The organism is Plantactinospora sp. B24E8 (genome assembly GCF_039871735.1).
Taxonomy (GTDB): domain Bacteria; phylum Actinomycetota; class Actinomycetes; order Mycobacteriales; family Micromonosporaceae; genus Plantactinospora.
Genome location: NZ_JBDPMH010000025.1, coordinates 1 through 12533, shown reverse-complemented (window position 1 = coordinate 12533; position 12533 = coordinate 1). Strand labels below are relative to the sequence as shown.

Below are 12533 nucleotides of genomic sequence, written 5' to 3'. Positions count from 1 at the left end.
CCCTGCTCCTGCCTAGCGTCGCCGGAGGCGGACCTCGAAGGCGTCCCTCAACCCGTCGCCGATGAAGTTGAAGGCGAGCACGATGAGGATGATGGCGATTCCCGGCGGGTACAGCAGCCACCAGTGGCCGCTGTAGGTGTCCGCGAGACCGTCGGAGAGCATCCCGCCCCAGTTCGCCGCCGGTGGCGGTACGCCGAGCCCGAGGAAGGACAGGTACGCGACGTACAGGATCGCGTCCGCGACCTGGAAGGTCGCGTTGACGATCACCGTGCCGATCGCGTTCGGCACGATGTGCCGGCGTACCGCCCGGCCGCCGGTGCCGCCCATGCCCCGCATCGCCTGGACGTACTCGCGGGAGCGCAGGGTCAGCGCCTCGCCGCGGACCAGCCGGGCCGGGCCGAGCCAGGCGAAGGCCCCGATGATCAGGATCAGCATCGGCACGGTCGGGGTGACGATCGCGGCCAGCAGCATGAAGAGGAACAGCGACGGGATCGACATCATCGCGTCGACCACCCGCATCATCGCCGAGTCTGCCCAGCCGCCGACGAAGCCGGCGACCGCGCCCCAGAGGGTGCCGAGCGCGGTGGCGAGCAGGCCGGCGGCGAGCCCGACCACGATCGAGGTCTGGCCGCCGAGCATCAGCCGACCGAGCTGGTCGTAGCCGACCCCGTCGGTGCCGAGCGGGTGGCCCTGCTCGCCGGGGGCGAGGTGCACCGAGGCGAGGTCGGTGTGCACCTGGTCGGTGTGGTAGAAGAGCGGGCCGAGGAAGCAGACCCCGGCCAGCAGGATGAACAGGCCCAGACCGACCAGGGCGAGCCGGTTCTCGCAGAAGACGACCAGGCCCTGCCGCCACATGCCGCGGACCGGCGGCTCGGCCGTCCCGGCCGGCTGCTGCGGTGCGGTGACCGGCGGGACCGCCTCGGACAGTGTGCTCATGAGGTGCTCCCGCGGAGTCGGACCCGGGGATCGACGGCGGCGTAGAGCAGGTCGGCGAGCAGGGCGCCGACCACCGTCGCGATCGAGATGATCAGGGTGACCCCGAGCAGGATCGGGAAGTCACGCTTCAGGGCCGCCTGCCAGAACAGCTGCCCCATGCCGGGGAAGTTGAACAGCGACTCGACGACCAGGGCACCGCTGAACAGCGCGGGCAGGTACATCCCGAGCAGGGTGATGACCGGGAAGAGCCCGTTGCGCAGGGTGTGCCGCAAGACCACCCGCCACTCGGACAGCCCCTTGCTGCGCGCGGTACGGACGTAGTTCTCGTTGAGGTTGTCGACCATGGAGGAGCGGACGTACCGCGAGTAGACGGCGATGGTGACGATGGCGAGGGTGACCGTGGGCAGGACCAGCCCGGCCGGGTCGGCGAGCACCTCGGCGACGGTGAAGCCCTGTGGCGCCTCGGGCGGCAGGATCGGCCAGACCTGCGAGAAGAGGATGATCATCATCAGGCCCATGAAGAAGATGGGCGTCGCGTACGCCAGCAGCGACAGCGAGGTGATGGTGTAGTCCGGCCAGCGGTTGCGGCGTACCGCCTGGATGACGCCGAGCGGGATGGCGACCACGACCGCGAGCAGGGTCGACAGCAGCGACAGCACCATCGTCTTCGGCAGCCGCTGGGTGATCGCCTCGGTGACCGATTGGTTGAGCTGGTACGAGTAGCCGAGGTCGCCGTGCAGCAGGCGCTGCAGGTACATGCCGTACTGCTGGATCCAGGGCTTGTCGTAGCCCATCTCGTGGTTGAAGGCCGCCAGCTGCTCCAGCGTCGCCTCCTTGCCGAGCGTGGCCCGGGCCGCGCCGCCGGGCAGCAGGTGCAGGATGAGGAAGGCGATCACCGTGACGAGCACGACGACGATGAGCGCCTGGCCCAAGCGTGTGATGAGGTACCGGACCACCTGGGCCGCTCCTCCCCGATCGGGGTCCCGGCGGCACGGGTGCGCCGCCGGGACCGGAACGAATCAGTGGATGGTCACTTCCAGGACCAGTCCTGGAAGTACATGTAGTTCATCGGGTCCTGCGGCTCGACGCCCTGCAGGCCGGACCGGTACGCGGAGATCTGGAAGACCGGGTTCGGCATCCAGAGCACCGGCAGGTCCTTGGCGAGGAAGTCGTTGTACGCCTTCAGCGCGCTCTCGTCGCCGGAGAACTGGGTGGCCTCGATGAGCGTGTCCGCCTCCGGGTTGCTGTAGCTGCCCAGGTTGACCGGGGCGTCGGTGGCGAAGAGCCGCTCGCCGCTGGCGAACGCCGGGTAGTACCAGCTGCCCTGGGAGCCGAAGAAGGACATGTCCCAGGAGCAGCTGGCCTCGGTCGGCTTGCAGGCCGGGGTGACCGCGACCGAGTCCGGGACCTCCTTGATGTCCAGCTGGAGGCCGAGCTTGGCGAACTGCGACTTGATCTCGGCGAACATCTTGGTGGTGGCGGCGAAACCGGTCTGGCTGGTGACGGTGAACTTCAGCGGGGTGCCGGCGGCGATGCCGTCACCGCACTGGTTCGGGCCGCTGCCCGGGGTGGCGCAGGTGGTCTCGCCGTCCGGGGTGACCTTCCAGCCGTGGCTCTCCAGCAGGGTCTTGGCCTGGGCCGGATCGAACCCGTAGACGCAGCCCTCGCCGGCGGCGTTGGAGCCGGGCTTGGCCGGCACCGGGCCGCAGGTCGGGGCGGCGCTGTCGGACCAGATCACCTTGCTGATCGTCTTCTGGTCGATCAGCAGCTGCATCGCCTGCCGCAGGTACGGCTGCTTGAACAGCACCCCGGTCTTGGGGTTGTTGAAGTTCAGCTGCAGGTACGTGATGGACCAGCCGTACCAGGGTGAGACGGTGTAGCCCTTGGACTTGAGGTAGTCCTCCTGGGAGAGGTTGGCCGCGGGGACGTACCCGTAGTCGAGCTCACCGGAGCGGAGCACGTTGAACTCGGAGTCGTCGCTGGTGAACGGCCGCAGCACGATCTTGCTGAGCTTCGGCTTGTCGGTGCCGGAGTAGTTCGGCTGGGCGGCGAGGGTGACCTCGCCGTTCGGCACGTACTTCTCCAGCTTCCACGGGCCGCTGTTGACCTTCCACAGCTCGTTCGTGGCGTACGTCTTCGGATCCTTGGAGGCGGCGGTGAGGAAGTCGAAGACCTTCCGCGCACCCTCCGGGGTGCTGGCCAGGTTGCCCACGGTCGCGCCCGCCGAGTCCTTGTCCCAGGCGTGCTGGGGCAGCGGGGTGATCCGGTTGAGCTGGTTGTCCACGAACCAGGCGGTGTTGTAGACCTGCTTCGTCGTGACCGAGAAGGTCTTGTCGTCCTTGATCGTCCAGTTGGCGATGTTGTCCGGGAAGCCGCCGGCCCGGTACGACGCCCACTTGTCCTTGTTCGCGGTGACCAGGTCGTACCAGAACTGGATGTCCTTGGTGGTCACCGGCTTGCCGTCGGACCAGATGTTGTCCTTGAGCGTGATGGTCAGCGTCTTGCCACCGTCGCTGACCACCGGGACCTCGGCCATCGACCGGTTCGGGTCGATGTTGTACTGCGCCGAGCCGTCAAGCTTGTACTGGTAGAGCGACCGGTACAGCGCCTGGCCGAAGATGGCGTTCTCCCCCTGGGTGAAACCCGGCGCCGAGATCGGCAGGATCCAGTTGGGGGTACGGAAGGCGACCGTCGCGGTGTCCTTGCCCTGACTTCCGCCTTCTTTCGACGAACCACTGCCGCCGCCGCAGGCGGCCAGGCCGACCCCGATGGTGACCGCACCGACCACGGCCACCGCGCTGCGGAGTGCGCGCCCGGAAAATCTGCTCCTCATGGATCTCCTCGATTGATCTGCACGTGCCCCGCGTCTCCGGGCGCCAGCGGCGTCGACTCGCGTCCCGGCCGCCTGGTGATGCTCCTCGAGCGTTCGATGTCGAGAATGTAGCCGGGGGTAAGTTTCGAGTCAACGAAAAAATCTCTCTTTATTCGGCGACTTATGTCAGGCTACGATCAAACCCGGCGAAGCAACGTCCGATACTCTTCGCGGTGACCCCGGTGTCCGGCTCCGGCAGTTGCACCCGACAAGCTGAGGCGACGCCGGACGACCGGCCCGAAGGAGGAGAGGCATGTCGGAGTCATCGATCTCCGCCACCCTGCGCGACCAGACCCTCAGCCTGCTCGCCAGCGGTGCGGCCACCTCCCGCGCCGACCTCGTCGAGGCGTTGCAGGTCGCCCCGTCGACGGTCACCACCGTGGTCCGCCGACTGCTTGAGGAGGGCGCCGTCCTGGAGGAGGGGGTCGGCCGGTCCACCGGTGGACGACGTCCCCGGATCCTGCGCCTGCGCGAGACCGCCGGGATCCACGCCGTCGCCGAACTCGGCGGGCAGCACGCCCGGGTCGGCCTCTGCGCCCCCGACGGCACGCTGCGGGCCGCCGAGGAGGTGGCGATCGACATCGCCGCCGGTCCCGCCGAGGTCTTCGACGTCGTCGCGGCCACCGTCACCCGACTCTCCGGGGAGACCGCACCCGGACAGGCCCTGCTCGGCGTCGGGGTGGCCCTGCCCGGCCCGGTCGAGTACCCCGGCGGCCGGCTGATCGGCCCGGCCCGGATGCCCGGCTGGAGCGGTGTCGACCCCCGAAACCACCTGCGGGAACGTTTCAAGGTGCCGGTGGTCGTCGAGAACGACGCCAAGGCGGCGGCGATCGGCGAGCACGTCACCCGGGGCCGGGAGACCGGCGACATGATCTACGTCAAGGCCGGCACCGGCATCGGCGCCTGCCTGGTCAGCGGCGGTCAGATCCACCGCGGCGGCCGTGGACTCAGCGGCGACGTCACCCACGTACGGGTCGCCGACAGCGGCGAACGGCACTGCTCCTGCGGCAGCCGCGGCTGCCTGGAGACCGTCGCCAGCGGCGCCGCCCTGGCCCGTCAGCTCGCCGAGCAGGGCTCCCCGGCGACCACCACCCGGGACATCATGACCGCCGTCGGCAACGCCGACCCGACCGTGGTGACCATGGTCCGCACCGCCGGCGGCCTGCTCGGGGTCGCCCTGTCCGGGCTGGTCAACTTCCTCAACCCGGACGCCGTCGTGATCGGCGGCGCACTGTCCAGTCTGGACGTCTACGTGGCCGCCGCGCGCGGCATGCTCTACGAACGCTGCCTGCCGTCCATGACCCAGTCCCTGATGATCGAAGCCAGCATCGCGGGCCCCGACGCGGCCCTGGTCGGCCTCGGACACCTGCTACGCACCACGGCCGACGTACGACCCTCCTGAGGAGCAACACCCGTGCCCCGTCCCCTCCGTGTCGCCATCGGCGGCATCCACATCGAGTCCAGCACCTTCTCGCCCCACCTGAGCACCGCCGGAGACTTCGAGGTCACCCGGGGCGACGCCCTGCTCGCCCGGTACGCCTGGCTCTCCCCGGTCGCCGACTGGGCGGCCGACGTCGAGTGGATCCCGCTCGTACACGCCCGGGCCCTGCCCGGCGGCGCGGTCGAACCGGCGACGTACGACGCCTGGGCGACCGAGATCGTGGAGAAGCTGGCCGAGGCGGGTCCGGTGGACGGGATGCTGCTCGACATCCACGGCGCGATGAGCGTCGTCGGGCGCGACGACGCCGAGGGTGACCTGATCACCGCGATCCGGGCGCAGATCGGCCCGGAGCCGTTCGTCTCCGCCGCGATGGACCTGCACGGCAACGTCTCGCACGTGCTCTTCGACGGTTGCGACCTGCTCACCTGCTACCGCACCGCACCGCACGTCGACGTCTGGGAGACCCGGGAGCGGGCGGCCCGCAACCTGGTCGAGGCGCTGCGTCGGCAGGAGCGGCCGCACAAGGCGCTGGTGCACGTGCCGATCCTGCTGCCCGGCGAGATGACCAGCACCCGGGACGAGCCGGCGCTCGGCCTCTACGCCCGGATCCCGCAGGTCGAGGCCCGCGACGGGGTCATCGACGCGGCGATCTGGGTCGGGTTCGCCTGGGCCGACCAGCCGCGTTGCCGGGCCGCGGTGGTCGCCACCGGCACCGACCCGACCGCGACCGCCGAGGCGGCCCGGGAACTCGGCGAGGCGTTCTGGGCGGCCCGCGACGGGTTCGCCTTCGTCGCCCCCACCGGCTCGATGGACGAGTGCCTGGAGACCGCGCTCGACGCGGTCGCCGACCCGGCGCGACGGCCGTTCTTCATCAGCGACTCCGGGGACAACCCGGGCGCCGGCGGCGCCGACGACGTCACCTTCGCGCTCGGCCGGATGCTGGCCCGGCCGGAGATCTCGAACGGTGCGGTCCGGGCGGTGTACGCCTCCCTGGTCGACCCGGAGGCGGTGGCCGAGGTCGCCGACCAGCCGATCGGCTCCCCGGTCGAGGTGAGCGTCGGAGGTCGGATCGACCCCCGGGACCCGGGACCCCTGACGCTGCAGGGCACCCTGGAGGCGGTCGCCGAGGACCCCGACGGCGGACGCTGTGTCAGCATCCGGGTCGGCGGGCTCAGTGTCTTCGTCACCTCCCGCCGGATGCAGTACCGGCTACTGTCGTCGTACGCCCGGCTGGGCGTCGCGGTCGACCAGGTCGACGTGGTGGTGGTCAAGATCGGCTACCTGGAGCCGGAGCTGTTCGAGGCGGCCGGGGACTGGCGGCTCGCGCTCACCCCGGGCGGCGTCGACCAGGACCTGGTCCGGCTGCCGTACGAGCGGGTGCTCCGGCCGGTCTTCCCGCTGGACCGCGACTTCGCCGCCGAGCTGACCGTGGTGACCCGGTGAGTCCGCTCGCTGTGGACCCGGCGGGTCCGTCCGAGGGCCCGGCGGTCCTCGCGATCGACGTCGGCGGCACCACGATGAAGGGCTCGGTGGTCGACGGGACCGGTCGGCTCCGGCACAGCCTGGTGGTTCCGTCGGGGGTCGCCGAGGGTATCGACCCGGTCGAGGCGGTCCGTACCCTGGGCCGGCGGCTGCGCGACGACGCGCTCGCCCTCGGCGCCACGCCGGCCGGGATCGGGGTGGTCACCCCGGGCATCGTCGACGAGGCCGCCGGGGTGGTGCGCTACGCCTCCAACATCCGGTTCCGAGACGTGCCGCTGCGCGCGCTGGTCGGCGACGACCTCGGGCTGCCGGTCGCGGTCGGGCACGACGTCCGGACCGCCGGGGTCGCCGAGGCGGTCGCCGGCGCCGGCCGTGGGCTGGACAACTTCCTGCTGCTGCCGCTCGGCACCGGGATCGCCGCCACCGTCGTGGTACACGGCATGCCGGTACCGGGGACCACCTGGTCGGCCGGCGAGGTCGGGCACATGCCGGTCCACCCGGGCGGCGAGCCGTGCAGCTGCGGCCAGCGCGGCTGCCTCGAGGTGTACGCCTCCGCCGGCGGCCTGGCCAAACGCTACGTACGCCTCGGCGGCGTTTCGGGCCTGGACAGTCGGGCAATCGCCGCGGCGTACCACACCGACCCGCTGGCCCGGTCGGTCTGGGACGACGCGACCGAGGCGCTGGGGCTCGCCCTGGCCACCCTGACCCTGACCCTCGACCCGGCCCGGATCGTCCTCGGCGGTGGGCTCGCCCAGGCCGGCGACCAGCTCTTCGACCCGGTCCGCACGGCCCTGGCCGGCGCGCTCGCCTGGCGGGACGCGCCCGAGCTACTGCCGTCGGCGTTCGGGGCGACCGCCGCCCAGGTCGGCGCCGCGATCCTGGCCCGCCGGGCGGCCGGCCTGCCGGTCCCGGACGGCTGGGGCGCCCTCGAACCGGTCGGTTCGTAGCCGCCTCGGCCGCTCCGTTCGTAGCTGCCGGGGGCGGTCGGGGCGAGCGTGGCGTGGTGCTCTCGGCCATCCGGAATCAGCACATGCCTGCCGCTCGTGCCGGTCCGACCGGCACGAGCGGCAGCGGCGCCAAGGTCACCTCACGCCACGGCGGTCGCCTCGAGTTCGACCATCTGGCCGGGGATCGCCAGCCGGGTCACGCCGAGCATTGTGGTGGTCGGTGCCACCCCGGCGGCACCCAACCGCGACGCCAGCACGCCGTAGTGCGGGAACAGCAGATCGACGTCGGTGGTGTAGACGTTGAGCCGGACGACGTTCGCCAGGGACATCCCGGCCTCGCCGAGCACGGCCTCCAGGTTGTCGAGGCTCAGGGCCAACTGTCCGGCCATGTCACCGTCATGCTGGGGCTTGCCGTCGGTGCTCATCGCGGTCTGTCCCGAGACGTACAGGGTGCGGGTGTGCCCGGAAACAACCTCACCCTGGTTGAATCCCATCTCCACCGACCACGTCACCGGGTTGACCGCGGTTCGTTCCACTGCCACGACAGCTCCATTCGATTGTCCGGAAAGGACGGACGCCCGTCGGCTCGGCCCGAAGACCCGTGCGCTGGCGCCGTGTCGTCGAGGATGCCAACGAATACGTGACACGTTGTGTCGTGTATTTCGGTACGGTTCCGGGGTGCGCGCCGACAGGTTGGTCTCGCTGGTACTGCTGCTGCGCCAGCGCGGTCGGTTGACCGCGGACACGCTCGCCCGCGAGTTGGAGGTGTCCACCCGTACCGTGCTGCGCGACATCGAGGCACTCTCCGCAGCCGGCGTTCCGGTCTACGCCGAACGGGGTCGGCACGGTGGTTTCGCACTGCTGCCCGGTTTCCATACCGAACTCACCGGACTCAACCATGACGAGGCGCTCGCCCTGCTGGTCGCCGGATCGCGGAGCGGGGCGCAGGCATTCGGTCTCGGGACGGCACTCGCCTCGGCGATGCGCAAGGTGGTCGACGCGCTGCCCGAAAGCTATCGGGCCACCGCGGCCGGTGCGGCCCAGCGACTGCTCGTCGACCCGGATTCCGACCTCCTGTCACGCCGGCTGGTTGCCGAGGAGGTGCCCGACGCCGTGATGGCCGAGATCCGGCGTGCGGTGCTCGCCGGACACAAGCTGCGCATCCACTACGCGGCTGCCCACCAGGCCCCGGAATGGCGCACGGTGGACCCGATCGGCCTGGTCACGGTCCGCGACCAGGGCTACCTGCTGGCCACGAGGTCCGGCTCGGACCGTACCTACCGACTGTCCCGGGTCCTGGCCGCCGAGGAACTCGACGAACCCGCGCAGCGACCGGACCGGGTCGACCTGGACCGGGCCTGGCAGGAGCGCAGCACCCGGTTCCGGACCGGGGGCGACCAGGTCCTCGTGCTGGCCCGGGTGCACCCGAGGCGGCGAGAGGCCCTGGTGGGCACGGCCCTCGCGGTCCACTCCGAAGGGGTCGACGGTGACGGCTGGCTGCGGCTGGAGCTGACCTTCCAGGACTCGAGACACGCCGAGTGGGCACTGTGGCAGTTCGCCACGGACACCGAGGCCCTGGCGCCGCAGTCGCTGCGTACGTCCCTGCACCACCGCGCCGCCGCGATCGCCGCCCGCTACGAGGCGCCAGCACCTTCGTCCACTTTGAACTGTTCTACCACGCCCCTCGCATAGTCGGTGGCAATCACCGACAGCGTTCGCCACAGGAGGCGTGGTGACGACCAACCAAGCGACTCACGGCGACTGATCATGGCGAGGTCCCGCAGCACAAGAAGCACCGCCCCCGCCAGCACCGCCGCGCTGGCGGGGGCGGCGACAAGTGAAAGCCGGTTGGTGATCCCGCAGAACATGACGACGCCGAAGCCGACGGCGCAGGCGCCAAGGTCCAGGAGCGTCAGAGTGAGCACCGCCAGGCCCAGCGCGAAGACGGTCAGCCGACGTTGGTAGGAAGGACTCTCCCGATAGGCCGCGAGAGCCGTGTCACCAGCGGTCGGCGCGGCGTTCTCGATGCTCAGCATCCGGGCAGCTCTGTCCACGAGCCGTACGACCGCGGCGCGCTGGTTCTCCGGGCGCTCCCGGAAACGAATTCTCTCAAGCTCGTTGACCAACTCGACAAAACGCGGTGGAAGGTCGCGACCCTCGTACGGCGCAAGCTCGTACACGGCGCTCTCGAAGGAGATGCTGAAGGCGTCGAGGTCCAGGTCGTCCCGCCTCAGCTCGTCGCGCAGCTCCGTCAGCCGCGCCTCTTCGTTGCTCAACCGGTCACCACCGTCACGAACCGGACCTCCCGACCTGGAATGTTTCCGGCGGATGCTACAGATTTCCTGGTGGGCCGCCTGGTCCCCGCATAGGCTCACTCGACATGCGCGTGACCCACTCGCTCCTTCACGCCGGGGACCTCGGCCAGCTCGTGGCACGGGAGTATGCCATCGCCGCGCCGGTCACGGTGAGCCTGCTGAACCGCGGCTTCAACGACACCTACCTGGTCACCGACGCCGAGGGCGGTCGCCGCGTGCTGCGGGTCTACAACCGGGAGAAGTACTGGATCCGTTCGGAATCCGACCTTCGCTTCGAACTCGACCTGCTCGATCACCTGGCTGCAGCCGAACTGAGCGTCATCCGCCCGTACCAACGGATCTCCGGCGACCGGCTCGGCCGGCTGACGGCGCCCGAGGGCGAACGAAACTTCGCCCTGTTCACCCACGCGCCCGGCACACCCCTGTACCAGAACACGCTGACCGCCGAGCAGTGGCGCGAGTACGGCTCCGGCATAGCCAGGATGCACCTGACGATGGACGCCTTCCACACCAGCCACGACCGCTACCACCTCGACGAACACATCCTCGTCGAACGGCCGCTGGCCAGCCTGGCACCCTATGCCCGCTCGGACCGGGCCAGAGCGGACCTCGCCGAACTCGGCAGACTCGGCGAACGACTGACCGGCGAGCTCCAGCGACTCCGGGCGATCGACGGCGGGTACGGGATCATCCACGCCGACCTGCACCGGGGCAACACCCACATCGACGGCGACGGACGGCTCGTCACGTTCGACTTCGACCACTGCGGGTTCGGGTTACGCGCGTACGACCTGGTCGTCCTCTATCGCGGCCCCGACGCGCCGGAGGAGGAACGCGCACGCTGGGCAGCGGTCCTCGCCGGCTACCAGCAGGTCCGTCCGCTGAGCGAGAGCGAGGTGGCCGGGTTCCCCGTACTGGCTGCCTGCCGGGCGATCTGGGACATCGGTGACTGGCTGGGTGCCGTCAACCGTAACGGCGACGCCTGGGTCACCGAGGCGGCGATCGCCAAGCTGCTGGCGGACGTCCGCACAGCAGCCTCCGATGTCACACCCCGGCTGGCCGCCGAGGCGGCAGTTGAGCAACCGCACGACGAACCGGGCGACGTGTGACGCCCACCGGGACCGGTCCCGACCGGGTGACCGGGCGGCCCGGTCACCCGCACCGTCAGGCCCCCGGGCGGCGCAGCGCGGTGGCGCGGACGATGATCGGGTACGGTTTCGCGCCCGGCCGCGCGGTGTCGGCGGCGAGGATCCGTATCCATTCGAGGCCGGGAATCCGGTCAAGATTGTCGTCGATACCGACGATCCGTACCGTGACCGGGGCGTCGCCGTAGAGGTAGTCCTCGACCGGGAGACGCACAACGTCACCGGGACCGGCGAATGAACTGGGCACAAGTGGACACCTTCGTTCCGTTTGGGGGTCCTGCCCGCCGCCGCGCTGTGCCGGTGACGACGACGGCGGGCAGGAGATTCGGGTACGCCGACGGCGGGTTCACCGCCAGCCACTCGGACGACTGTTGCGCAGATAAGGGCGTGGGATTCGACTGCGGCAGTCGGGGCATCTGAGCCGGGCGCCGCACTGCGGGCACCACCGCGACTTGACCTTGAACAGAAACAGGCCGGCGGCGAAACCGAACACCCCGACCACCACCAGCGTCATCACCAGGCGCACGGCTCACTCCTCCGGTTTCACAGGCAACAGGGGGTGTCGGGTCAGCGTCGGAGGCGGCGGGAACACGTACCGTCGTGGCCGGCCCGCAGCAGACAGCCCCGACCGTCCGGCAGCCTCAGGTCGCAGAAGGCCCGATGCCGTACGCCGGAATCACCGTGCTCGGCGACGGTGGTGGCCCGGGAGTCGACCTGCGGCAGGAAGCTCGTCGTCCGGGCGACCACCCGGGCCAACCGGATCGCGGTCTGCAGGTCGACGGCGGTGACAGGCAGTTGGATGATGTACCGCATCAGGGTCGACCCCGTTCACCCACCGTGCCGGCCTGCTCCGACTGCCACCGCCGCAACGCGTCCTTGATCCGGGCCGTTTCCTGCCGACTGTGGGCCACCGCCTCGTACGCGGCGGCCAGATCGTCGGCGAGCTGGGCGAGGAAGGCCCGGACCTCGGCCTGGTCGAAGCCGCGCTGTCCGACCCGGGCGAGCCGGAACCGCCGGTCCCGCACCTGCCACGGCCGCAACGGCAGGTACGCCGCCGACCGGTAATAGCCACTGCCCCGCTGCTCTCTCGTCGGCCGCTTCGACCGACGGAGGGCTGATAACCCGAGACGCACGATGAGGCCACCTTCTATTGATCGACGAGGGAATGGCGCCCCGTCAGTCCACCTCGACCTCCGTCGAGGCCGCTGCGACAGGGGCGTTCAGCTCGGCCGACGCCTCAGTTCCACATCAGCCTGAGGGGAGTGAAGCATTGACGTGATCTCAGCATGGATTCGGTAGGTATCGGTATTCGAAGTGGGTGAGGTGGAGAGCGGCGCGGACGATGTCGCCGATCTGCCGTGGGCTGGCGGTGGTGTGACGAAGGGTCCGCCAGCG

General features: G+C 70.3%; 14 protein-coding genes. 5 read left to right on the top strand and 9 right to left on the bottom strand.

Translation table 11 applies throughout. The features are described 5' to 3' along the window. Positions 1–12: 12 nt before the first annotated feature. The 3 genes from ABGB21_RS26865 to ABGB21_RS26855 all read right to left on the bottom strand — a co-directional run bounded on the left by ABGB21_RS26865 (position 13) and on the right by ABGB21_RS26855 (position 3769). The gene (locus ABGB21_RS26865; RefSeq protein ID WP_347657101.1) at positions 13–936 is read right to left on the bottom strand and encodes an ABC transporter permease; all 924 of its coding nucleotides are present in this window, start codon (positions 934–936) and stop codon (positions 13–15) included. Continuing rightward, entirely contained in the window at positions 933–1892 is a 960-nt protein-coding gene (locus ABGB21_RS26860; protein WP_347657100.1) for an ABC transporter permease, read from the bottom strand. Before ABGB21_RS26860 ends, ABGB21_RS26865 begins: the two co-directional genes overlap by 4 nt. Positions 1893–1966: 74 nt before the next feature. Then, positions 1967–3769 (bottom strand): peptide ABC transporter substrate-binding protein, encoded by a 1803-nt coding sequence (locus tag ABGB21_RS26855; RefSeq protein ID WP_347680117.1) that lies wholly within the window; start codon positions 3767–3769, stop codon positions 1967–1969. A 292-nt stretch (positions 3770–4061) separates the two neighbouring features. Here ABGB21_RS26855 and ABGB21_RS26850 point away from each other — a divergent pair, with 292 nt between their 5' ends. From ABGB21_RS26850 to ABGB21_RS26840, 3 genes are read left to right on the top strand one after another with little or no spacing between them, the layout of a single operon-like run. Further along, a complete protein-coding gene (locus ABGB21_RS26850) occupies positions 4062–5210 on the top strand; it encodes an ROK family transcriptional regulator (protein WP_347657098.1) in 1149 nt (382 codons plus the stop codon). Positions 5211–5222: 12 nt separating this feature from the next. Continuing rightward, a complete protein-coding gene (locus ABGB21_RS26845) occupies positions 5223–6692 on the top strand; it encodes a M81 family metallopeptidase (protein ID WP_347657097.1) in 1470 nt (489 codons plus the stop codon). Next, entirely contained in the window at positions 6689–7678 is a 990-nt protein-coding gene (locus ABGB21_RS26840) for an ROK family protein (RefSeq protein WP_347657096.1), read from the top strand. The genes ABGB21_RS26845 and ABGB21_RS26840 overlap by 4 nt, the downstream gene beginning before the upstream one ends. A gap of 140 nt (positions 7679–7818) precedes the next feature. On the opposite strand, the gene ABGB21_RS26835 is transcribed toward ABGB21_RS26840, so the two are convergent. Beyond that, on the bottom strand, positions 7819–8220 hold the full coding sequence (locus tag ABGB21_RS26835; protein ID WP_347657095.1) for a RidA family protein: 402 nt from the start codon (positions 8218–8220) through the stop codon (positions 7819–7821). A 136-nt stretch (positions 8221–8356) separates the two neighbouring features. Here ABGB21_RS26835 and ABGB21_RS26830 point away from each other — a divergent pair, with 136 nt between their 5' ends. Then, positions 8357–9370 (top strand): WYL domain-containing protein, encoded by a 1014-nt coding sequence (locus tag ABGB21_RS26830; RefSeq protein ID WP_347657094.1) that lies wholly within the window; start codon positions 8357–8359, stop codon positions 9368–9370. Here the strand turns inward: ABGB21_RS26830 and ABGB21_RS26825 are convergent. Then, entirely contained in the window at positions 9313–9954 is a 642-nt protein-coding gene (locus tag ABGB21_RS26825) for a hypothetical protein (protein WP_347657093.1), read from the bottom strand. The two genes, ABGB21_RS26830 and ABGB21_RS26825, sit on opposite strands and share 58 nt — an antisense overlap. Before the next feature lie 104 nt (positions 9955–10058). On the opposite strand from ABGB21_RS26825, the gene ABGB21_RS26820 reads away from it, so the two are divergent. Continuing rightward, the gene (locus ABGB21_RS26820) at positions 10059–11102 is read left to right on the top strand and encodes a phosphotransferase (protein WP_347657092.1); all 1044 of its coding nucleotides are present in this window, start codon (positions 10059–10061) and stop codon (positions 11100–11102) included. Positions 11103–11157: 55 nt separating this feature from the next. On the opposite strand, the gene ABGB21_RS26815 is transcribed toward ABGB21_RS26820, so the two are convergent. The 4 genes from ABGB21_RS26815 to ABGB21_RS26800 all read right to left on the bottom strand — a co-directional run bounded on the left by ABGB21_RS26815 (position 11158) and on the right by ABGB21_RS26800 (position 12271). Further along, on the bottom strand, positions 11158–11352 hold the full coding sequence (locus ABGB21_RS26815) for a hypothetical protein (protein WP_347657091.1): 195 nt from the start codon (positions 11350–11352) through the stop codon (positions 11158–11160). A 132-nt stretch (positions 11353–11484) separates the two neighbouring features. After that, positions 11485–11664 carry a hypothetical protein gene (locus ABGB21_RS26810; RefSeq protein ID WP_347657090.1) on the bottom strand — a complete coding sequence of 60 codons (180 nt, stop codon included), beginning with the start codon at positions 11662–11664 and terminating at the stop codon, positions 11485–11487. Between the two features lie 41 nt (positions 11665–11705). Continuing rightward, positions 11706–11951, bottom strand: coding sequence for a hypothetical protein (locus ABGB21_RS26805; RefSeq protein ID WP_347657089.1), 246 nt, complete (start codon positions 11949–11951; stop codon positions 11706–11708). Continuing rightward, a complete protein-coding gene (locus ABGB21_RS26800) occupies positions 11951–12271 on the bottom strand; it encodes a DivIVA domain-containing protein (RefSeq protein ID WP_347657088.1) in 321 nt (106 codons plus the stop codon). The genes ABGB21_RS26805 and ABGB21_RS26800 overlap by 1 nt, the downstream gene beginning before the upstream one ends. Positions 12272–12533 lie beyond the last annotated feature (262 nt).